The sequence below is a fragment of the Candidatus Omnitrophota bacterium genome (assembly GCA_025453395.1).
Classification (GTDB): Bacteria; Omnitrophota; Gorgyraeia; order Gygaellales; family Profunditerraquicolaceae; genus JAlOQK01.
In genome coordinates, this window is record JALOQK010000007.1 from 45014 (window position 1) to 67388 (window position 22375).

The window sequence follows — 22375 nt, forward strand, 5'->3', positions numbered from 1 at the left end:
CTTTCTTTCCCTTTTTCGCCTTCTTTGGTAAATTCAATGCGCGGATTAGCGCCATTTTTAAATACAAGCCCTGATTCATTGGCTAAAATTTTATTCGTATGTATGTAGTTATTGGCAATGAATAGCTCATCCGGGCGCGCCCAGGTTATTTTTGAGCCATCTCCTGTATAATGAAGCGTAGGCATTAATAGCTCATTATTCAAAGCAAAGACTAACCTGCCGGTTTTGCCGCTGTCAAAAACAACTCCGCCAAAGAAATCATCTGTCTTAAAGATGCCGCGCGAAGTAATGGTTGCAATAGTCGCCACGTCTTGGGCTTTCGTAGCTTTTGGCTCTTGAGGATTAGCCAAGGATTCATATTTGGAACTATACGGGGAGCTAACTGACCAGTAATTCCCAGCGCCTGTTAATGCCGCGCCAGAAAACGCCTTATTCTCCGGCAATACCAAATTCCCTATTAAAGTAGAAAATTCTTTTGCCCCTGAAGCAAAAGACGCGGTTACCTGCTGGTCAATCTGGCCTAACGCAGAAGGGCTGGTGCCTGCTGGACCGCTATAGACCCAATCATTGCCATCGCGCTTAAACCATCCTGCTCCTGAAGTCACCGTATAATCTATATTCCCTATCTGCTTAAAAGATACTCCATCTTTAGAAGGATTGGCCTTTAAAAAATTCTCCGCCTCATCAAGCAACTTGCCATACAATTCTAAATCTGATAAAGAAACATCTTGATCATTATTCAAAGACGCCAAAGCATGAGCCTTATTAAAAAGCTCCTGCCCCTGAGAATCAGCAAAATATCCCTCTGCCATATCTTTCTGATCTTGAAGGTTTTTCAGCCTAAACTTAGATAACTCTAACTTCGCTATATTATTGCTCTTATCAACCCTCAATGATTTCAGAAAACCCGCATAAGGCAAAGCTTCTTTTTCTTTAGCTAGAGATTCTATTTCTCCTTCGACTTGCCTTATAAGTTTATTCAATCTATCGGAGTAAGATTTTCTAAAAGATTCTTTATCTTTTACATCAACCGATTTATCTTCTAATACGGCTTTTACTATATAGACTAAATCCGTGTTCTCTCTTCCTTTCGCTAGCAAAGCTTTCATCCTATCGTTATCTTCTTTTAATTTGGCAATTTCAGGTAGATTCACTGTATGATTTTCATCAATGCCGAATTTCCTGTGAATCAACTGCGGAGAAAAATTATCTGCGGGGACAAAATTCCCATCTTTGCTATAGCTTACAAATCTACCTAATAAATCCTGCTCCATGGACTTGGGAGAATTAGGCTTATCGGGAAGCTGTAAAACCATATGCTCTAAATTACCGGTCCCGGCGTCAAACAACAGGCCCTTTTCAAAATCAAAATTTAACGCCCCCTCAAATAATGTTTGGGTTGTATTTTTATCATCCCTGAAAGTTAGCCCCTTGCTTCGAATATCAGCAAAAACCCCGGACTGCTCTAATAGATACTTTTTATAAACTTCCGGATTAGTTTCTTTTAAAATAGCTAAATCTTTCTCACCTTTAGTAAAATTCTCTACGTTTAATCTTACCGCCGGATCATAGACTAATTTCTTAGAAGCAGAGATGCGCGTTCCGGCAAGCCCAAAAGTCGGCTGCATCAAAGGATTATCTACCTGAAGAACATAAGTTAGCCTTCTTGCCTGTCCGGTCTTCTCATCTATCCCGGCAGCATTCACGTCTATAAATTTACCCTTACCGGAAATTTCTTGGCCGGGCTTTGCTTCTACTATATTAAGGTAAGCATCAAAGACAATTTTGCTTACTTCGCTTTCAGCTTTTTCATCGGGGACCTTGCCATTAAGCCAATCATTGATCTGGACTGAATTAATCTTCAGCTGATTCAATATCTTTTGAGCGTCTTCTTTGGTCAAGCCTAATTTTCCCAGATCAATCCCTGAATCGCTAAGGTTATCCACAGTTACTGATTTTATGTCTGTTTTCTTGCTGCCACGCAATGCCAAAAGAATATCCTGGCCGGGGTTATACCTTATATTAGGCATATATACTGGCACATAATAATCGCCACCGGTTTTTGTCGCCCCACCCCATGATAATAAAAGCCCATATTTAGGATCTGAATGCGCGCCCCGATAGGCCAACGGCTCACCTCTATAAACCAGTGGGCCAGCAGAAATCTGGTTATTGTCAATTGAACTTTGTGTGGCCTGCCAACTGCCAAAATTTTCCAATAAGATATCTTCATTATTTATATCTTTCAAAACACTATCCAGGATAACTTCGGCGGCCTTGCCTTTTCCCTCTAAATCTGCTGCCATCGCGTCCTTTAAAGTCTGGCCTTCCTGCACTTCTACAGTCTTATACTCGCCATTTACCCTTACCCAGAGAGCCGTTTTCTTGTTAAAGATGGTTTCCGCGCTAACATTAACCCCGCGTGTAAACCAGGCATCCTGCCCATAAACCACCACCGCGCTTTTTTCTAATAACTCCAGATTATTAACAATTAAATCCGCTTCTTTCACCCCGTTTTCTTGAGCTATCTGGCTTAAAGTCTTAGAGCCATCTATTGTTTTCTTTTCTTTGTTTATAACAAGTTCGGTTATTCCAATGGCTGATAGCTGGATATCTGGATTAATTTCAAAAGGCCGCACCTTGCTCATCTCGGCAAACACCGGGCTCCAGGAAGCATCCTTGTTAAAATCTACAACACGAGAAACTTGGCCGTCTTTGCCTTCTTTATCAGAGAAGGAAATTAATGATCCTGTTTTCCATTCGCGCAAACCTATACCCCAGCTAAATGGAACCGCTGTGCCAGATTTTCCAGCTACACCATCTATTACTCCATAACGGGAATAGTTAAACAGATTTACACTCTGCAAAGAGCCCCCGGTTAAAGCAAACCCGGATTTATCCTGGGTAAAATCAAGTATCTTCTGTTTGTCTTCGGATAATTTAAACTGGCCTAAAGTAAAACGGCTGAAGACATCAAATCTTTTATCTCCGGCAAAAATTGCGCTCACCGCCACATCACCATCAATAAGCTCCGACTGGCCCTTGCCACCACCCACAGGAAAAGCAAAAGAAGGAATATTCTGGGCATAAAAATTATAGTGATTATCAATATTTAGGGCAAACTCTCCGGGCGAAGATATAGAGACAGGGTTGCCATTAACATCAACAGTAATTATCGCAGTTTCAGTCTTGGATAAATTCGGACTTTTCTGCCAACTGCTATAATTCTGCTCTACTGTAACCTGCTTGATCGCCTCAAGATGCGCCTTAGTCCCGTCCTGGGTAGTTGCCTCCAATGCCACAGGAGGCATACTGGCAAGAACATCTGACACATCATCCTTAAGTGCTTCCTGTGCTGCTGTAGCAGGCGGCCTTAGGGATAAAGAAGGATCGGCCTCAAAAACCATATAAGCCCGCAGGTTCAGGGATTCAGCTCCCCGCATGCTCCATTCATAATTTTCTTCAACTCCGCGCAGGTCCCATTCATTATAATAATGGTAAGGATCGATTTCTACTATCCGATCTCCACCCGCGTTTCCTTTGATAAGTTTATCAAGCAGCGATGTTTCGGGATCCAAGTTTAAAGCCGAGTCTTTTGTACCAGCACTTAAGAAACCTATATCCTGCGGAATAATCCTATACAGCCCTGTGAAAAGGGCGCAACCATCGCTTTTAATAGTGGCGGTTTCCGGGATCTTACGCATGGCATCCAGAAGAAGCCCGACTGCCTGGTCATGAGAAACCGCTGAAGGCACCTTGACATCCTGCGGGTTATCTACGTTAATATTGTAGCGGCCCAGGAACGCAGAAAGTCCGTCCTTATCATTATTTTTCAGAATGTTTTCCAGCTCAAGCGCGGCATTTTTGTCTTTTATGGTAAGGCCTAATTTTGCGGCCTCTTCCGGCTTAAGCGAAGCCTTAAGCATTTCACCAAACTCTTTATCAAGGCCTACACCTTTTAAAAAGCTCGAGATAATGTCCATACGACTAACGGTCCTGTCCGGCTCAGCAAAGCTCATAGACCTGTTCACGATATACGCGGCAACAAAACCCTTATCAGCTATACCCTCTCTTGCCCCTGTAAGATAAAGAATGCCTGTTTTTGGGGCATAATCAAAAAGCACGCTTGTCTTAGCTTCAGAATTAAAGATATCTCCTCTTGCGTCATCGGTCTTGCCGCCGATAAAGATCTCTCCATTGATATTGGCGTAGAGATTGGGCTTACCTGCCTCGATCTTAGCCATGCCTTTTAATGCGCCATCCTGGATTGTCTTAATATATCCTTCGGGCGCGGCAGGCATCTGCGCTTCAAGGCTGTGGCCATTTATTAAGCCGGTAGTGTATTGAAGATGGGCGCGCCCGTTATTATCCAGATAATATGCCCCTTCGTTACCGAAGCGGGCGATCACATCAACCGCATAATCATCAGACAAAGTAAAATTGTATTCTGCGGTCCCGGATAACTGGGCTCTGTATCCCTGCTTATTTACATTATAATAAATACCTTTACCTAAATCAGTTTCTCCGGTTAGGGGATCCCAATGCACAAGCGCTGAGTTAGCAAGCTGCGCAGCATAGGCTCTACCGGCGAAATCAATCTTTGCTACCACCTGTCCATTATCCTTTATGCCTGAACCTGCGTTCTCTTGCTGTGGAAGAAGCGCCTGCCCAACCGGGACGGTGGCAACCTTATCTAAACCTTCTACAAGCGCCCTGTCTTGAGGATTCTGAGAATGTAATACAGAATAGCTACCGGCATCTTTCTTTAAATCCTCCCACAACTGACTTGCCTTCTGCATGGCTTTTTGCTTATCTATAAGGCTTCTGGTATCTGGACTGGAATCAATATCTTTAATCACGCCTGCTAATTCTTTACCCTTATCCCCCATCTTCTCTAATTCCGGGATGGCTTCCGGAGCAGGGATTTGTGCGGACTGAGAAACCGGGCCAATGCCATTTGCCATTACCTCGCCAGTGGCTCCGACGCGATTTCCAGTGGAATTAAAATAAAGTTGGCCATCATGCGCCTCTAATAATCCAGTAGCTATGCCCTCAAATTCTTTGCCGTTGCTTTTTACCGAGGTTAACGCCTCAACTGTCATTTCTTTTGGCGAACGCTTAATGTCCCATTTGGCATTACTATCACCGTCAAAATCCGCCTGAATATCTAAATTCTTAATCGTGTAAGATTGCGCGTTCTCTAATCCCTGGATCAAAGAATTCCCGGAATAAGAAAATTCTTTTCCCGGTTCATAAGTAAAACGGCTGGACATGTTCGCCCAGCTTAACTGTTTATTGGCGTTTGCCCCGAACATGGCATCTTTACCGTCTTTGCCAAAAAGATGCGTATAGGTGGAAATTTTCTCTTCGCCTTCTTTATTGATCATCTTTAACGATGTCCCGGCCTTAAAATCCACATGATGCCCTAAATTAGCCACATCATAATGCAAGCCCTCACCAATATTCATCCTACCGTCTAAGGTTGAGAAAGCGATATGCATACCCTCTTTGCCGGCAACGGCAGTTCCGGTTTCGCCTTTACCTATAATTAATGCCGCGGAAATTCCGCTTGGGTTGGCAGGCTTCTCGCCTTTTCCGCCGCTTGTTTTTGCAAGATCCGGCAGGATCGGCTGGGCCTCTTGGGCCTCAAAATTATATTCCGCTTTGGCAAGGGTTCTTAAGAAAGGAGTGGAAAATACCGTGCCGTTTTTACTAACGCTTGCAAAATCTATTGTGGAAGCCAAGCGCACAGGATCATCTATTTCTTGGCCAAAAGTTGCATAGGTGCTTCCAGCGGCAAGGCTGCCTTTCGCGCCTTCGGAAGTATATTCTAAAGAAGAACCTTTCTTTAATAAAAGCCCGTTCTCCTGACTGTCTTGAGTGACTATTCCCTTGACCCATCCTGAATCAACTCCTGTCCCTGCGCCGGGCGAAAGGACTAATTCTGTGCTATTCTTATCCGCGTAATAATTAAACAAACCTAATTTCGCGGAATCAGGAATATCATTGCCAAAACCGGAAATTCTCCCCTGATGCCCTAATTTGGGATCACCAAAAAGATTACCGTCGCTTGCTACTACAAATCTACCGATAACGTCCTCGGGAGCGTATTTAAGTTTACGCGTTGCCCCGCTTTGGCCAAAACCAGTGATATACTGTTTGCCGGCAAAAAATAAAGTATCTCCGACCCTGACATCTGCTCCGGTAGCATAACTAATATGCGCGAAAGGCCTATCCGGAGTAACAAATATCACCGCAACATCAGAATTCGGAATATTGGTATATCCATATTCAAACGGCCGCATTGCCTCTGCTCTATTGAGCGCTAAATCAGGCGTGCTTTTTGTCTCGGGTTTACCATCAATCATATTACCGATATTCTCATTGATAAAAGCGATGTTCTGATAAGTCATGTTATTGATGTGCCCGCTAAAGCCTTCAGGGGTGATCTGAAAATTATCGCCTTTTACTGTAGAAACCTGCGCTGGATTTGTGCCAGAGCCAATCTTAAAAGCAAGATTTGCTCCCGGGACATCATAGCCGTTTAAGTTCGTGGAAGCACCCGGAGTTATAGTTATTAACGCGCGGTCCTGCTGACTGACAAACTTGGGCATAATATCATTGCCATAAGCTTGTATTTTGTTTCCGGTTGCCGCCCACATTGTGCCGTCCAGGCCATTGGTAAAAGTAACCATGCTCGTACCGGTAGGCAATTTGCTTCCTGCAACTCCATGATTAACAATCGCCACACCTGTAGGATTAACATAACTTCCATTCACGGTAAAACCAGCACTATTGGCATTCATGGCGCGCGGAAAATAATAAGAAGGAGTGATATTATTGCTGCTGAAGCTGGGCATCTTAGGCATGGAAAAACCCGCCGGGATACTATAGGTGCCGGCGTTATAAGAAGAGCCGCTTCCGTCTTCCCAGGAAGAATAGGTAACCCAGTCGTCGCTTGCGCCTAACACGCTCATTGCTTCTTTATCACTCAACAGCTGATAGCTGAAGGCTGAAGGCTGATAGCTGATTAACGCATAGCCACTAAAATGCTTGAAGAACTCTTCTACGCTTAAGGAATCTTCTTTATGGTTACTGCTAAAATAAACTTTATTCTCGGAAATCTTGGTTACTAATACATAGTGATCGCCCTTAAAGTGGGCGATAAATGGCGTTGCGCCTGATAGTTTGATATCAAAGGAAATCTTGACAGGCGCAAGTTTCGCCCCAAAGAAACCTGAAGCCAAAGACAAAGCATACAGTGAATTCTTGATTACTTCCGGATTTCCCTCGGGCTTAACGACACCATTTAAAATATCCGCGGTTAATGCCATTATCGCAGCGTCTTGTTCTTCTACCTGCAGGCCTTTAAATTTAAGATAATCAAAAAGCGCCTTAGAGCCGCAAGACTTTCCTTTTAACCAATTATATAATTCCTCTATCCTTGCGGCGGACATATTAAGAGGTTTATCCAGATGAATTGTGGTAACGTCGGAAAGCTTGATGTCAGTAACGGGTTTTTTACTTACATCTTTAAGGATGCCTTTTATGGCATTGGGAATATTTAAATTAAAAAGCGCGGCCTGGCCCTGCGCAGCTATCGGCGCGACATAAAGCTTAGGATTATTCCATAAAACCCGCGGGTCAAACTGCACGGCCTGGGCTACCTGCTCCGGCAAAAACACTACCGCAACCAAGAAAGCGACAACACGGATCCAAGCCTTAAAGCTGGAGTGAAACACCTCTTTCTCCACCTCTGGCTTGAATTCTTCCCCAGTTTTCGGTTGAATATTTTTGTCCATATTATTTAGTTAAACCGCTTTTACGCAGATAATCGCTTTCGCTCATCTGCGGCCTTACTCCGTACATGGGATTAGGAAAAACCCAGAACTTGGTTTCTATGGCACCCATGCCGCCGTGGAACACCTGGGCCTGGATAGAATACCTGTTCCGGGATAAATCTGCAGGCATATACCAATGTTGCAGGCCCTGCTCTGTCTTAAGGGTTAATTCTGAAGCCGAATCAACAAGATAAGCATCCAGCCACGAAGCGGGTTTCTCTGGATAAGAAATTTCTGTGGACAGCGTCTCAAATCCGCCTTTTCTGGCCAAGGGATTATCAGCGTAATTGCTCGCGGTCTGTTTGTTGAAAGTATTAGTAAAACCATAATCCGCGTTCCAGATTAAATTTTCTGACTGGCCTGCAGCCTTAGCCGCGTACTTAAAGGCTAACTGCTGGCGGGTGATCGGCTCGCTTACATCCTTTAAGGTGTGCAACCTGACTAATCTCTGCGGCTGCATATTAAACATCCGGGTAACCCCGGGCACCTGCACTAACGCGCCGGCTATAGCATTACCCGCAGCATCCTGATTAGACTGTGAATATAAATAAGACAAGGTCTCAGCCAGCCCTTTACTGTTATAAATATTGACTAGGGTGGGAAGCGAATATGCGGAATATGAATTCGCGTAATTATGCCAGGCAAAAGAAGAGATCTGCGATGAATCTACGCCAAACCCTGCTTTGCCGCGTTCAGAGGTCAACGGTAAACCAAAGGTAAACATCTTATTCGCCCACTCAACATTTGACTGCTGCATACTAGCCCCCACAGAACGCATAAGCCCGGGATTTCTATCGTCGGCAACAAGGCTGGCTACCCAGCGGGGATCTTCGGCCCCCTGGTTATAATCCCACTTCATCCTCTCCCGATGCAAAATAAGCCCGTTGCCCGGGGTCATGTTATAAGTAGCTACGAATTTATTAAAAGCAAGCAAGTCTCTATCATAGGAGGTCTGGCTTAATACATCCTGTATGGCATTGTAACTGGGATTTTCTACTGCCTGGCCATATTGGTCTAATATCATACTTCCGGTCTTGACATCTGTAAGATAGAAGCTCTCTTTATACGGCTGGGGCATGACAAAATCCAATTCATTCTGCCATTCAGATTTATCTGCGGTAGAATTGTTCCAACCCAAAGACCATGCCGCCCCGCGTATCACTGAAGCAGCCATATTCACTCCGGAAGAGAAAAGCATCTTTGTCGTCATATTTCTTTCATCGCCGAAGTTCTTATCCAAAGCAGACTGCAGGCCTCCGGTAACCAGGCTTTCAAATACACCGGAAGTTACTCCACTATAAACCTGACTGGCAAATATCTGGCCCCTTGTAACGCCAATCTGTTTTAAGGCCTCATCAGTAGTAAGCGCGTCAGCCAAACCTTTCAATTGGCCCATAGATACCTTACCGGCAAACATAGGCATCTTTTCAGCGAGTTGCTTCCTCAAGGAAGCTATGGCCAAGTTACGATTCATCTGGGCCTCATCAATACTTCCTCTTTGTAAATTTAATGACCCGGCCAAAGCCTTGCTATTAATCCTTTCCTGTTCTACTATCCCGGAGTTGTTTGCGCCTAAAGCATTATTTATCTTATTTTGTAACTGTTCTTGGGATAATTTCTGCGCATCCCCTTGAACCAAAAGAAGCTCAAACGGAATACTGGCGATTTTATTTAGCTCCTTGTTATACTGCTCGAAGGTTATCTTTCCATCACGATAGTCTTTGTATGTTTTCTGTATTAAAGCAATGTCTTTAGCGCTTGCCAGATCCACGCCAGCTGCGCGCAAGGTATAATCATAACGAAGCCTGGCCTCTATTTTGTCCTGTTTGCTGCCAAAATACCTTGAGGCATCTAACCCGTAGGTATTGGCCATGCCGCTAAATATAGGATAACTTACAGACTGAACCAGGCCTCCTACCAAAGGAGCCAGATATTTCTTTTTTTCCGGCAAGCTGTTGGTGGCAATTATAGACATGGAGCTGGCGGCTAATCCCGGCCAACTCTGGGCATTAAAAGTATCCACAAAAGCGGCCTTGGCGAATCTGCCAAAAATTTGGCCGCCGCCTATTTGAGCTTTAGTATCAGTCCATTTTAAAATATCGGGATTGCTGGTGGGTTCAGCCAGATAGCGGCCAGGCTCAAGAGGCCCTTTAGGCACAACAGAAACATCTGAAAATTGCCACATTTTATTTTTATCCAATGAAACCTCGTTGCCGCTTTTTGCATCAATATATTTTGAGTCATAATGATATACCTTGGGGTCCCAAATAGACCTGCCTAAATTCGTAGCGCTTACCCCCGCAAACATCCCCAATATCTGCGCTGTTGCCCCGGGATTTTTTGCTGAATTGATTTTATCGCGATCTAACGCGGCTATTACCGCGCTATTAGCAAACCCGCTCAAGGCTCCGACAGAAGCGCCTTTAAGCATATTAGAAAAGTTGGTGTTAAATCCAAAGTTACTAAAACTGTTAGTGGTTTGAGTAATTCCAAAGGAATGCGTTGGTAGGCTAGGATTATTAATCTGGCTGTTAAGTGCTTCGGTCGGCTTAGCATCGCCAAGGGCGTCTGACGGATTAAGAAATCCCGCGGTTGCTCCGATTGCAACCCCAGAAACAATCATGGTGGTAGCCGGCTTCCACCCATAATAATTTCCTGCCACGCCCACAAGTCTTCCCACTTGGGAAGCGGCAACAAAAGTAGTATAACCTTTGGCCATGTTTGTAAGAGCAAAGCTGTTCTTTAAGGCGTCTCCCATAGCCGAGAAAGGCTTAATCGCGTTTACAGCAGTACTTCCTGGAGTGTTTGTAATAAGATTGCCCATGCCGGTGAAAGTATTGCTAAATCTGGTGCCCATGGTCGCGGTTTCAGAAGTAACTGGAGTTGCGGCTTCAAAACCGGAATTTAAGCTTGCGCCAATTGCCGCGGTACCAATAGAGATACCCGCGCTGGTAGCTATTTTGCCCCAATCCACTTTAGAAATTTCTCCGCCGCCTGCGGAACTCCGAGCAGCAAAAGCTAATGGTTGTAATATTAAACAAAAAATTATTATTAGGGAAATAAGGTTTCCCCCTTTCCCCAATCTTTGACTGGTTTTCATCTGCAACTTTTTTTCAGTCATTTTTGAGTTTTTAAGCTCTTTGTGAAACTATTTGTTATCAACTTAAAAAGAAAACCGGACTGTCAAATACCTGATTTCTCGTCGGTATCGGCAGCCCGGCTATCTTAAGCTTTTACTTTTTCGCTTTACTTTTTTCGCTTTTAAGATCCGTGGCTTTGCGCCCTCCGATTTCTCGGAGTTTGCCTGTTCGTTCCGTGGCTTTCTTAACGACACTTGAAGTATAACATATACATATATAGTGTCAAGCGCTTTTACAAAGAATTTTGAGAGCGTTTTCAATCCGGGGATTTTGGCATATTCTGTTGCGAATAATGAGGTTTGGCGCCTGCTAAAAAAGAGCTTAAAGAGCTGATATTGCACTATTTTTAGAACTCTAAAACGGCCTTTTCTTAGGGTAAGTTTGAGGGTGAATAACGGGGGTGGGTAGTCAGGAATGAGTGGTGGGTTTAGCTAGACTAATAACCCACTACCCCTGCCTACCGGCAGGCGGCACAACTCATCCTCAGATTGGACATTGAACGGGCAGATTGGACATTAATATTGCAGATTGGACATTTCATAGTTTGAAACAATCTGGATATTTGGCATTATATTCAGCTATCTTGGCTTCTTTAGCAGTTATCTTCTCGCTGATTAGTTCAATTTGCTTCTCTATCGTGTTAATTGCCTTGTTTAGCTTCTCAATAGCAGAGGCATAATCGCCACCAGTAGCCTGCAATGCCAATATCTGGCTTTTTAAATCATCAACCGTTGCCTCTAAAGAGGCTCTTTGCGCCAAAAGCCCGGTAGTTACTTCACCATCCGGCTTGGCCTCACCATCAAGCTCTTTGCGCATAACAGCTATCCTGGCCAATATAATCGGGCAATCATCTTTTTCTTCTGGCGGCTCAGGAACAATAGCGCCGCTTTTAGAGGTATTTTGAGATTGGGTTATTCCCAAAGCATACTGATTTCCCTCTCCAAAAACATCTCCTGCCTGGCGATATTTATCCTGCACTGACCTGCCCATATAAATCTTCATCGCCACTAATGCCGCGGCGATTATAATAACCAGAACCGCATACTCAATAAAACCTTGTGCCTTATTTTTTATTTTCCGCATAGTCCACCAATATTGTGGTTATTGACATATTCTCAGAGGCATTGCTGGCATTAGAAAGCATAATATTACATTTGTCCCCGGACGGATTAGAAAAATTCAATTCGGTCAAGGCTAACTCTATCTTCATATCTGCCGCTGGCGTCAGCTTCTTGCATGAAGGACAATCCCCGGACACGCCTCCGGCAACCTTTCTTTCAATAGGCTTCATATCCACCAGGTTCCATCCTTTAGCGGACATATTATCCTTATAAAAATTGGCCACAGGCTCTATATCGCTTGAGACAGAATAAGTCGCTCTCATTGTTTTATCCTGCTCTGACAAAGTCAACAAGGATGCCCCCGGATAAACCGGAGTAACGTCTTTCTTTGGATGCGCCAGCAACTTGGGGAAAACATTTTCCGCCTCTTTAGAAGAACTTGCATTATCATTTGTCTTGCTGTATGAAACCGTAAATCTTGTCTTATTGTCCCGGGAAAATTCAGAAGGCATAAAACTTATGATCACCTGCTCCGGGTCTTTAGAAAAATACATGGTGCGCCCCATGGAATCTTCCATTTCCGGGGTCACCCTTACTGCCGGCAGTTTCTTTAGATTCTGCATTAATTCCTGCTCTGTCCAGCCTGATGCCGATAATTTTTTGCGGTAGAAATCCTTTATTGCCGCGGCGCCCTGGCTGGAAGCATAATAAATAAAATCTAATTTTCTCCCGGCGATCATCCGCTCTTCCCTCTTGACTTCTTCCGTTCCATAAGGAACGGACAATTCCTGTTTGGCAGATCCAAGTTCCCACCAGGAAGCGGAAGCAGAATTGGCCCCCGCGGTCAAAATAAAAATCATCAGCGCCACCGGAAACATTTTTTTACGGCAATAAAACATTTTTCTCTTCCTCCTGTTTTCTAAAAACAATCGGCATTGGCGGTACGCAGTTCTTTTATTTGCGTCTCTATGTCCGCGGCATTTTGCCTGAAACCATCGGCATTATCCCTTAACAGATCCGCGGAAGCAAAAAGTGCGTTGGCCTGCTCTATCAACCCGGCAACCAACAATGCGTTTGCCTCAACCTCCGTCTCACTTGCCTGACTTTCCATAGTTGCGGCGTTTTGATATAAATCCACTACTTGCCCTTCCAAAGCCGAAACATCTTCAACAACACTTTTGCAACGGTTATAGGTTACCCCCGGGTCGTCGGTCTCCACAATCGAGGCATCATGGCGCAATACCGGTTCATGGATCTGGCCAAGCCCGGTGAAATTAACCACACTGTAACTTGTAATATCCGGATATTCTGTTTGCCACAAACCAAGATCCCCGCCTTGATGATGTTGAGTAGTCCTTAAAGTAACTAAGCGGTCATGCACAATATCATCTATCCAGCAGATGATAAAAGGAAATGACGACTCAAGGTTTCCGCTTCGCACTGGGTACGCCGGCAACAATCCTGCCAAGGCTATGGCAAGAGGTGCGTACATTGAGGCCATCGTAGCTATGGCTGCTGCATTAGATTCCAAACCAAGTGCATTCATTTTTAAACCGGCGAAATTGGTTTCTATGCCTGCAAAAAGAGCAGCTTCCGCAGCCGCACATTGCGTAGCCCAGGTATGGCAACAAGGACAACCGGCATGGCAATGGCTGTGGCAACATGATAAACAAGGCCCCACGCAGGCGCAGGCAAGGACCAGAGCATCTTCTGCGATAGTATAACTTACTCCCGCTGCCACCCAACTAGCCTCAGCGGAAGCATATGATGCCCCTGCCGCAGTTAAGGAAGCTGTAGCTGCCTTTGCAGAAGAAATAATATTCCACAAAAGCGGCAATTCCACAACACTGGGAAGTGCCGCGACTTTTAAATCAAAGGTATCCACCTTATCAAGCTTAACGCTTGTTTTGACAAAATGCAATCTTTCCTGGCCGTCTACCCAGCGATATTCATATTCATCGCCATGCTTTATATTATCAAGAAAATCGCTAAAGCTATCCCGGTAATTATTTCTTGCATCATCGCCAACAACAGAACTTGCGGGCTTGCCGGCTTTAAGCTTTGAACCGATTTCGCTGTTCATAAAAGCGAATTTATGCGCCAGTTCAATCGCGCTTTCCCTGCCTTCTTTTGCCATCTTTCTTATTGAAGCGTAAAAATAGATCTGCGCTGCGGCAAAGGCAGCAACAGAAATAAAGATCGCTATAAGCGTAGTAGTAAAAACCTCCATTGCCTCAAGCGCCAAGCCAATAGCAATTATCGCCTTGCCTATGCTAAATCCCGCCGCAGCCAGTTTCCCGATTGCCGCTGAAGTAAAGCCCAATGCCGCGCAAGGTGACGGACATGCAGTTGATTCCGCGGAACCGGCAGCAATTACCGCGGCAGTGGCTGCGGCCTCCGCGGCGGTTGCCGCAGCCTGACCGGCAATCGCCTGCGTATGCGCCTGGATCAAGTTATAAGTAGCAATGGCAAAAGAAACAGCCACCAGCGCATAAAACTCCCAATACCCTGTTTCCATGGCTGAATTGGCCTGGGCTACGCCGTTAAAGACATTTGCCATCACCGACCCGCCGGCTAAACTTCCGGCATCAGCGGCATTGCTGGTATCGGTCTTAAAAAAAGCCACCTTGCTTAAATTCATAGTCACCAGCGACATGGTGATAAGCACAACCAGAACCACAAGAAATATGGGGATAAGCTGGCCCTTTTTGCCGAGACGGAATTTATAGAAATGAAATCTACGGAACATATTATTCCTATTTTTGCCCTGTGCCGCCGGTTAAGACTTCTTCTTCTGTCAGATTATCCGGGGCATAGACCGGCCAGCGTAGCGTGTATTTGTCAGACGAAGTCCCGGCGGGAACCCGCGAGGCATTATAATTGGCCTGCCGCTTGACGATCTGGGCGTTGCCCCAGAACCAGATCCTGATGATCCCGCCGATAAAAAGAAAAATAATAATGAAAACCACCGCGGTCTCAAGCGTTGACTGCCCGGATCGGCCTTTCTTAATCGGATTTATTCTGCGAACGGAGTTACCCATTGCTGCGTCCTCTCCACTGTGCCATCCTTAGAGGCCTTACTGCTGTATTTATACTGACCATCAACCGGATCACGGTAAATATACTGCTCTACATCCACCAGATTTCCTCCTGAAATAATCTTATCATTATCATCATTGCTATCGTCGTCGTTTTCCCTGATAGTGTAGGGAATAGTTGTCCTGATGCGCTCCTTAAGGCTAGAGCCCTTAATATTAGAAATACCGCCATAATCTTCCTGCTTATTAACATTCTCTTCAAACTCAAGATTAGATTCTGTTGTCATATCTTCAACCCTTAAAGACCTGTTTTCTTCATCATCTTCTGAAATATAATCACGGAATTTCCTTGTGTACTCGTCTTCATTGATCCGATAGGTCATGGTATTTTCCGGCTGTTCTCCCACCTTAGGCACTGCCCAAAACACATTCGCAGAGCCGCTTACAGTCTGGGGGCTTCCTTTTTTGAAGCTTGAAAAATCCGCGTTGCGCCGATTCTGTAATAAGGTATACTGGACAGACGCGCCTGCTCCTTCGGATTCTGACCCGATATAAGTGCACCCCTTTTGCAACGCTCTCCGGAAAGCCTCCATTTTGGTGTATTGCTGGTCGTTTAATCTTTGCATGTAAGAAATAAGCATCCCGAATAAAAAAAGGATCAGCCCGCCGAAAATGGCAAGCTCTATGACTGCCTGGCCTTTTTCTCTGAAAACTGTCCCCGCGCGCATTTTACCTCTTTCTTATGTTACTCCTTTGAATCTACTAAACTGGCCTCTAAATCTTCATTCTTAAATTCACTGTCAGACGCTCTTACAATATCATCAGGCAGACCCTTCTTGGAAGAAATAAAATCGTATTTATCTTCGCCGCCCGCATATTCCTCTGAACGGCTGGAACCGGTAATAATGGTTGTGCCCTGAAGGTTGGAACTTGTGCCGCCTCCCCGCAAAAGCCTAGTTGTGCTGACCATATCAGAAGTTGTGCTGGATTTACTTTGCGCGTACACCCCGGGGCTGGGCTCCCCTTCCTGAACAGGACTGATAAAAGCGTCTGTCATATCCTTAACTTTGCCCTGGAGGCCGCGTTTAATGTATGTATTCATACCGATAAAAGCCGCGGCCACCACGCTTAAGATAATCGCGTACTCCACAAAAGACAATCCTTTATTCTGTCTTATCATCTTTTACCTCTGGGGTTCTTGGCTAAAATCCCCGACACTCTCATCCTTGCTTATATTCTGCTCTATCCGGGTACTGCTTTCCGAGATGCTCTTATTTGCTTCAAGCACAGAGCCTGAAGAACTGTCCGCGGGATTAGTGTAGCTTGTGGAAGTTTCCGCGATCTTACGCGTTATTCTGCTGTTGGCGACTGTCGCCCCGGGAGAATACATACCGCCATCGCTTATTTGCCCGGCAGTATTACGTAAAGACCCCTGCACGCCTCTTTTAAAATAGACAGTCATGGAAAAAATAGCAATAGCCACAACCCCGATCATCACAACATACTCCATTATGCTCTGGGCCTTGTTCTTCATAACTTACCTCTTGGATTCATCCAGCTCTTCCTGCGCCTGCTTTAGCCGCGCGTTCATTGAGCGCTGGATATATTGATACATCGCTATCAATGCCGCCGATATAACAATAATAAGCATCGCGTATTCCAGAAAGTTCTGCCCGCGTTTTGAATTAAGCATAAACTATTCTCCGCTATCTTTTCCTGCGATGTTGCTTGTTACCGAAGCTGCCACCGTGCCCATAACCCCTTCTTTAGTCAACCCGCCCTCAGGGGCAGCTTCGCCTTGGCTTACATTTCCGGTGTCATCCGGGACATTGTTGACTATTGCCCCGGAGGCAGTGTTAAAATAATTTTTAAATGAGCCCTTCATTTTCATAATAAAACCCGCTGATACTATCGCGGCTATTACCACCGCCATAATTACAAAATACTCCGCTGTTGTCTGGGCTTTTTTATTCATTTAGAGCACCTTTTTAGTCACAAAATCCAAGAGTATCGGCCCGCCGATGACAATGCCGATAACCGGAAGTATGCAGAATATTAAAGGTATCAATATCTTTAACGGCGCCTGCATGGCGATTCTCTCTCCGCGGTTAAACCTCTGCATGCGCGAATCTTCAGAAAGTATGGTAAAAGCCTCGGCAACCGGGGTGCCCATTCTCTCGGCCAAAACAAGGGTCTGGACAAAGGAACTAACTTCAGAAATATTAAGCCTTCTGGACATGTCTTTTAATGCCTGCGAACGCGATTTGCCCCACTTGATTTCCTCCAGCACAAAACCCAATTCTTCAAGCATGGGGTTCATGGTGGTTTTTTCAAGTATCCATTTTATGGAAGTGGTAAAATCCAGGCCTGCCTCAATACAAAGCCCTAACAGATCTACTGTTTCCGGCAAAATGCGCGCGATAGCATTTTTGCGCCGCGCGATTATCTGCTTTAAGAAAATATCCGGGATAATATACCCTAATGCCAGACAAACAATAAATGTCGGGGGGTCGAATTTATTAAAACCGAAATAAGCCGCTATGCACAAGACAACTATCAACAATATTTTCAGATTAAAAAAGGCCTGAACGCTGAATTTTACCCGCGAGGCGTCAAGCTTAAGCTTGATCTTGTCATAAATCTTGATCTTCTCCAGCATTTTATGCGTAAAAGGAAAGATATCATTAAGAAAAGAATTAAAATTAAATTTCCCTCCAGTTGCCTCTTCGGATAATTTCATGCGCGAGGCGGAAACTTTCTCATCATACCGCGAGGCAAGAAGGATGAAACTGGCGCATCCCACGATAAAAAGAATTATTAATATTTCCATATCTCTCCTATTATCCGCCTATACTTTTATTTGGCTGAATTTATGGATCAAAATCATCCCCACTATTTGTAAACCGCCCGCGATAATCAACATAAACCTGCCCTGCTCGTTTTGCATCATCGCGTCAAAATGATGCGGATTAAATTTCAATACCCACATCACAAAAAGTATCGGAAGAACCGACATGATTATGCCCTGCAGCCTTCCCTGAAGGGTCAAGGTCTTAATATTCTCTTTTAGTTTACGGTTATCTCTAATGGTAGTCACCAGGCGGCTGAAGACCTTGGTTAAATCTCCTCCTGTTTCACGCGCCACCAAAATAGAATTAACTACCATGCTTAAATCTTCCATCATCATTCTTTTATCCAGCCTGCGCAAACTCTCCTCAAGGGTGATACCCATCTTATTTTCCCTTACCACTAAGCCGATTTCCTGGCTCATCGGAGCAGGCATTTCTTCAATCAAAACCTCAAGCGACTGCAAAAGGCTCAAGCCGCCTTTTAAGGAACTTGAAAGTATCATAATCGCGTCTAATATCTGGACATTGAATTTTTTGCGCCGCCTGCCATTACGGATTTTTAATATAAGATTTGGTATGACAAGGCCCAAAAACAACCCTGCGATAGCAATAAGCGGCGAGCCTGAAAGTAAAAAGAATATTCCGGCAAATATCGGAGGCAGGATAAAGTAAAAACGCACGATGGATTTGGGGCTTTTATCATAATAAAAAAGCTTATCCAGCTCCTGCGCTACGACTTCTTCTTTTTTTTCTTTCCAGATTTTTAGTTTATCTTCAAGGGAAGGGGCAAACGCCATAGTAAGGATCACAATGGCCGCCGCTGTCAAAAACAAAACACTTATCAAAGCCATGCCGCTAAACATTGTCAACTCCTGTTATGGTGTGCTTGCCTTTTATTGTGGCCAGTACTCATCACTCTGCTTGGCAACTGTTTCTGTGCCTGTGCGGGTCTGCTTCTGCTTACTGACAGTAGTAGTCTTGGTCTTCGCGCCAACATCATCCCCGGCCGCAGCGTCTTCGGTTGTGCCAGACACATCCTCGGAAGATTCTGTGTTGCTGATAATTGTATATTCATTGGTAGTCTGCCCGGGAGAAAATTGTTCTCCGATCTGGTCAGAAGCTTCCCTTATTTTTCCTTGCACGCCGCGCTTAAAATATGTCTGCATGGCGATAAGAGCGGCTACTACTACGGCAATAATTACCGCGTATTCCAGAGTGCTCTGAGCTTTTTCACTATCACGCATAAACATTTTATCACCTCCTCAAGCTTTTGACCACCTTCTATTAACAAATTTAATGACCGCCCAAATACCCCGGGGCAGAAGTATCTTCTTCCTGCCACCCGATAACCTGCTGACGAGAAGCATCGGTTACTTCGCTACCCACAACTCTCTCTACCTCTCCCTCTTTCTTCAGTCTCTCTGTTTTAGTAGCATCGGTCTTACTCTGGGCGCTTGAGGAAGCATAATACGGCTCATATTGTCCGCTTGTAAATTCTAAAGTCTGCCCTCCCACATCCCCAGCTGCACCGGTATGATCCACAACGTCTTTTGTCCTTCCCTGCAAGCCCCTTCTCACATAAACCTGCATGGCTAATGCCGCGCCTACAACCAAGCCTATTAAGATGGCGTATTCTGCGGTAGACTGTCCGTTCTTTTTTCTTAAACGCATAAACATTTTTCACCCCCCTTTTTTTATACCCTTAGCTTGCCAATTGCCTGCCTGCTAAAACTTTATCTTGTCTACCCCGCTTTTCATCTGGTCGCCTACATGCGTCAACGAATCTTGAACCCTATTTCCGATTACCTTGTTGGCAACCACAACTATTGCCGCGACAATGGCTGTCAGGATAACCACATACTCCAAGGTTGACTGCCCTTTTTTCTTGATCATATCTCTCCTCCAGTTAATAAACTGTTGTTTATCCCGACGTTACGCTTCGCGTAAGTCGGGATTATTTCGGCCAAACGATTTACGTTCACTTCGTTCCGTAAATCGTGGCCTCAATAAAAAAGCCGAGTTACCAATATAAACCTTTTTTAGGCTTTCGGTAACCCGGCTAACGTTGTCGCTTTTGACCCTCCAGAAATTGCGAGCAATCGTCCCGTGGCTTTGCGTGGCCGCCGACCTCCGACAGCCGTGCTATTTCGTTGCCGCAATCAAACTATAACATTTCTAATAAACACTGTCAAGCCGATTACCCCTAAGACAAGAAACCGTTTTCTTAAAGCTTAAACCAGATTCTTTTTTCCTGAAAACTGCATCCGGTTTCGTTAAGCCTTAAAAAAGCGTATTCCAGATCTTTGCGCCAGGCGCAATTTTCCGGAAAAATAAATTCCGCGGTATAATGTTTATCAAAGGCGGATAGTTTTGTTTTTAGATTGTAGAAACGGCTTTTCATCGTCGAGAAATCCACGTCCTGATAGGACGCGGGCAAAAAATGCCACCTGAAATAGGCGTCCAGAAAATATAAATATCTCTCCAGGTACTCTTTTATTTCGGCGGGTTTTTCCTGCGCGTCCACCCAGGAAAAGAAACGCTGGGCATCAGCGGTATAAGTGAACAATTCCATTTTACGGCTATAATCCTGAAAGGTTAATTCCGGAGCCGGCCATCTTTGAAAATAGGCATGGCATAAATCTTCTGTTGACAAGTTTGCAAGCAAAGAATTCTTCAGAATAAGCAAAGAAATCTTATCCCCTAAAGATGCTTTGACTGCGGCGCCTTTTAACGTAAACCATTGATTCTTATCCGGTTGCAGTATATTTATTTCTATGCTCGCCACAAAGATCTTCTTTCCTAAAGGCTTAATCTCAAAGGGGCAGAAATCGCTTATGGATTGAACTTTACGGTAATTGACAAATTGCCAAGGCCAAACCGCGAAGATCAAACCGGTTTTTTTATACTGGTCAAATTTGAAAATATTTATGTCCTCAAAACGCTCCCCCTGAAAAATAAGTGACGACACATAGGCATCATCTTTTCCTTCGCAGGCGTTGAATAAATCCACAAATTCTTCTGTGGGCCGTTCATATCCGGGCGCGGAAAAAAGAATCCAAATATTCTTTTCATTTAGGGCTTGGTTAGCGTAAATCCTTGTTTTGCTTAATGTTAGGGAAAAATCATAGGTTATGTAAGGAGTAGACCAAACTGTATAAAAACGCGGGTCAAAATAAAGATACTTGCCGCTGGATAACATTATTTTCAGGCTGCGCACTTCTTCCGGGATTGTGCCCATTAAACGGCCTATTTCCGGAAAGACCATTTCCTTAACCCTTTCTAGCTCATTAAGATACGCGAGAAAATCTTCTTTGCTGAAATTGGCTCCTAATAAAGGCCAAATTTCCGGTTCCAGAGAGGGATTTAACAAGAAATTGTCAAATAGGGAAGAATAAAATAAAGCTTCTAAGCGCTTCAACGATTGCTCGTTGTAATAAGAAGTTTTATTGAAAATTTGATTGTTCAAACGAGGCAAACCTTTAAACAAGGAATCTACTGCTTTTAAAAGAATCACCCCGGTTGTAATTGCTTCTAAGAACTTATCTTCCTGTGGTGCAATGGCTTGCGGTATAGAAACCGGAATAAACCTTGGCTCTGGCACTGGCTCCGGAACAGGTTCGGGCTTTGGCTCTGGTTTAGGTTCAAAGATAGGTTCTACTTTGGACGGCTCTTCTGCTTTTGTTTCTTGTGGCTTTTGGCTTGTGGCTTGTGACTCACTAGTCGGATTTAATTCCGTGACAGGCTGCGCCAACGCAAGCGCCTTACGGATTCTCTCTTTTAACTCTGGAGCAATGCTCTTTTTGGGCCTGCTTCTGCGGCCAACAGGCATACTTAAACCTGACTCTTTAAAAACCGCGTTTATGCTTGATTTTGAAATATCAACCTGAAATTGTTCTTGGATCAATAGATTTAAAGCCCGGCAGCTTATTTTGGGGTTTTCTTTCTTTTTTAGCAGTATAAGCTGTTTTATTTCATCTGTAACTTTGTAAGCAATCCCCATATAATCCCTCTTTGGACATTTATTAGGTTAGATAGCAATATAACATTCAGTTTGGACATTGTCAAGGCATTTTGGACATTTTATGATAGGTTTATTACGAGGATTAGCTAATAAGAATGGTATCGCCTTCTTTGGATTCAGAAGAAACAAGACTGCCTGCGGGAAATTCAATAACATAGGCTGCTTGCAAATACACCCCGCTTAAACGCCAGGGCTTTAGGTTGGCAATGATCTTTATTATCCGGTTCTCTTTATTCACGAATATCAAATCCAAAGAAAATTTCATAAAGAAGGTGTGCACAGAATTACAAGGCTGTAAAATAAGCGCTTGGCCGTAAGACAGAGATTCTTTCCCTAAAAGGCCTTTCATACGGCTAAATAAAGAATCTGCCACTGCCGCATTCTGGGCAAGGCAGACACCAGAAGTTAAATTGGTTATTCGCATT

General features: G+C 44.4%; 18 protein-coding genes and 2 riboswitches (1 of these 20 only partly in view). All 18 genes read right to left on the bottom strand.

Annotated elements, in window-relative coordinates; genetic code table 11:
- The coding region annotated (locus MUF05_06565) for a helix-hairpin-helix domain-containing protein (GenBank protein ID MCU0666738.1) crosses the window boundary (this coding region is incomplete at its 3' end): on the bottom strand, positions 1-7802 show 7802 of its 52815 nt. Its footprint begins 45013 nt before the window's first position.
- 1 nt (position 7803) lies between these two features.
- Positions 7804-10962 (bottom strand): hypothetical protein, encoded by a 3159-nt coding sequence (locus tag MUF05_06570; GenBank protein ID MCU0666739.1) that lies wholly within the window; start codon positions 10960-10962, stop codon positions 7804-7806.
- 86 nt (positions 10963-11048) lie between these two features.
- Positions 11049-11156: riboswitch (cyclic di-GMP riboswitch) on the bottom strand.
- Between the two features lie 362 nt (positions 11157-11518).
- Positions 11519-12064, bottom strand: coding sequence for a sensitive to high expression protein 9 homolog (locus MUF05_06575; GenBank protein MCU0666740.1), 546 nt, complete (start codon positions 12062-12064; stop codon positions 11519-11521).
- Entirely contained in the window at positions 12045-12941 is an 897-nt protein-coding gene (locus tag MUF05_06580) for a hypothetical protein (GenBank protein MCU0666741.1), read from the bottom strand. The genes MUF05_06575 and MUF05_06580 overlap by 20 nt, the downstream gene beginning before the upstream one ends.
- 20 nt (positions 12942-12961) lie before the next feature.
- Complete coding sequence (locus tag MUF05_06585) at positions 12962-14791, bottom strand: hypothetical protein (protein MCU0666742.1); 1830 nt, start codon at positions 14789-14791, stop codon at positions 12962-12964.
- A 7-nt stretch (positions 14792-14798) separates the two neighbouring features.
- Complete coding sequence (locus tag MUF05_06590) at positions 14799-15083, bottom strand: hypothetical protein (GenBank protein ID MCU0666743.1); 285 nt, start codon at positions 15081-15083, stop codon at positions 14799-14801.
- Positions 15059-15808: a hypothetical protein gene (locus tag MUF05_06595; GenBank protein MCU0666744.1), complete on the bottom strand. Its 750-nt coding sequence runs from the start codon at positions 15806-15808 to the stop codon at positions 15059-15061. Before MUF05_06595 ends, MUF05_06590 begins: the two co-directional genes overlap by 25 nt.
- A 17-nt stretch (positions 15809-15825) precedes the next feature.
- Positions 15826-16260: a hypothetical protein gene (locus tag MUF05_06600; GenBank protein ID MCU0666745.1), complete on the bottom strand. Its 435-nt coding sequence runs from the start codon at positions 16258-16260 to the stop codon at positions 15826-15828.
- A gap of 3 nt (positions 16261-16263) precedes the next feature.
- Positions 16264-16614 (bottom strand): hypothetical protein, encoded by a 351-nt coding sequence (locus tag MUF05_06605; protein MCU0666746.1) that lies wholly within the window; start codon positions 16612-16614, stop codon positions 16264-16266.
- A gap of 3 nt (positions 16615-16617) precedes the next feature.
- A complete protein-coding gene (locus MUF05_06610) occupies positions 16618-16773 on the bottom strand; it encodes a hypothetical protein (GenBank protein ID MCU0666747.1) in 156 nt (51 codons plus the stop codon).
- Positions 16774-16776: 3 nt separating this feature from the next.
- Entirely contained in the window at positions 16777-17055 is a 279-nt protein-coding gene (locus tag MUF05_06615; protein MCU0666748.1) for a hypothetical protein, read from the bottom strand.
- Positions 17056-17910: a type II secretion system F family protein gene (locus MUF05_06620; protein ID MCU0666749.1), complete on the bottom strand. Its 855-nt coding sequence runs from the start codon at positions 17908-17910 to the stop codon at positions 17056-17058.
- Between the two features lie 18 nt (positions 17911-17928).
- Entirely contained in the window at positions 17929-18792 is an 864-nt protein-coding gene (locus tag MUF05_06625; protein MCU0666750.1) for a type II secretion system F family protein, read from the bottom strand.
- A 30-nt stretch (positions 18793-18822) separates the two neighbouring features.
- Positions 18823-19179 carry a hypothetical protein gene (locus MUF05_06630; protein MCU0666751.1) on the bottom strand — a complete coding sequence of 119 codons (357 nt, stop codon included), beginning with the start codon at positions 19177-19179 and terminating at the stop codon, positions 18823-18825.
- A gap of 43 nt (positions 19180-19222) precedes the next feature.
- A complete protein-coding gene (locus tag MUF05_06635) occupies positions 19223-19600 on the bottom strand; it encodes a hypothetical protein (protein ID MCU0666752.1) in 378 nt (125 codons plus the stop codon).
- 54 nt (positions 19601-19654) lie between these two features.
- Positions 19655-19822 (bottom strand): hypothetical protein, encoded by a 168-nt coding sequence (locus tag MUF05_06640; protein MCU0666753.1) that lies wholly within the window; start codon positions 19820-19822, stop codon positions 19655-19657.
- 153 nt (positions 19823-19975) lie between these two features.
- Positions 19976-20083, bottom strand: a riboswitch (cyclic di-GMP riboswitch).
- A 70-nt stretch (positions 20084-20153) separates the two neighbouring features.
- The gene (locus MUF05_06645; protein MCU0666754.1) at positions 20154-21929 is read right to left on the bottom strand and encodes a hypothetical protein; all 1776 of its coding nucleotides are present in this window, start codon (positions 21927-21929) and stop codon (positions 20154-20156) included.
- 103 nt (positions 21930-22032) lie between these two features.
- Positions 22033-22374 carry a DUF192 domain-containing protein gene (locus tag MUF05_06650; GenBank protein MCU0666755.1) on the bottom strand — a complete coding sequence of 114 codons (342 nt, stop codon included), beginning with the start codon at positions 22372-22374 and terminating at the stop codon, positions 22033-22035.
- Between the last annotated feature and the right edge of the window lies 1 nt (position 22375).

Excerpts from the sequence above, each read along its gene's own strand:
- MUF05_06570 (MCU0666739.1), bottom strand. The coding sequence starts at position 10,962 with ATGACTGAAAAAAAGTTGCAGATGAAAACCAGTCAAAGATTGGGGAAA.
- MUF05_06575 (MCU0666740.1), bottom strand. The coding sequence starts at position 12,064 with ATGCGGAAAATAAAAAATAAGGCACAAGGTTTTATTGAGTATGCGGTT.
- MUF05_06580 (MCU0666741.1), bottom strand. The coding sequence starts at position 12,941 with ATGTTTTATTGCCGTAAAAAAATGTTTCCGGTGGCGCTGATGATTTTT.
- MUF05_06585 (MCU0666742.1), bottom strand. The coding sequence starts at position 14,791 with ATGTTCCGTAGATTTCATTTCTATAAATTCCGTCTCGGCAAAAAGGGC.
- MUF05_06590 (MCU0666743.1), bottom strand. The coding sequence starts at position 15,083 with ATGGGTAACTCCGTTCGCAGAATAAATCCGATTAAGAAAGGCCGATCC.
- MUF05_06595 (MCU0666744.1), bottom strand. The coding sequence starts at position 15,808 with ATGCGCGCGGGGACAGTTTTCAGAGAAAAAGGCCAGGCAGTCATAGAG.
- MUF05_06600 (MCU0666745.1), bottom strand. The coding sequence starts at position 16,260 with ATGATAAGACAGAATAAAGGATTGTCTTTTGTGGAGTACGCGATTATC.
- MUF05_06605 (MCU0666746.1), bottom strand. The coding sequence starts at position 16,614 with ATGAAGAACAAGGCCCAGAGCATAATGGAGTATGTTGTGATGATCGGG.
- MUF05_06610 (MCU0666747.1), bottom strand. The coding sequence starts at position 16,773 with ATGCTTAATTCAAAACGCGGGCAGAACTTTCTGGAATACGCGATGCTT.
- MUF05_06615 (MCU0666748.1), bottom strand. The coding sequence starts at position 17,055 with ATGAATAAAAAAGCCCAGACAACAGCGGAGTATTTTGTAATTATGGCG.
- MUF05_06620 (MCU0666749.1), bottom strand. The coding sequence starts at position 17,910 with ATGGAAATATTAATAATTCTTTTTATCGTGGGATGCGCCAGTTTCATC.
- MUF05_06625 (MCU0666750.1), bottom strand. The coding sequence starts at position 18,792 with ATGTTTAGCGGCATGGCTTTGATAAGTGTTTTGTTTTTGACAGCGGCG.
- MUF05_06630 (MCU0666751.1), bottom strand. The coding sequence starts at position 19,179 with ATGTTTATGCGTGATAGTGAAAAAGCTCAGAGCACTCTGGAATACGCG.
- MUF05_06635 (MCU0666752.1), bottom strand. The coding sequence starts at position 19,600 with ATGCGTTTAAGAAAAAAGAACGGACAGTCTACCGCAGAATACGCCATC.
- MUF05_06640 (MCU0666753.1), bottom strand. The coding sequence starts at position 19,822 with ATGATCAAGAAAAAAGGGCAGTCAACCTTGGAGTATGTGGTTATCCTG.
- MUF05_06645 (MCU0666754.1), bottom strand. The coding sequence starts at position 21,929 with ATGGGGATTGCTTACAAAGTTACAGATGAAATAAAACAGCTTATACTG.
- MUF05_06650 (MCU0666755.1), bottom strand. The coding sequence starts at position 22,374 with ATGCGAATAACCAATTTAACTTCTGGTGTCTGCCTTGCCCAGAATGCG.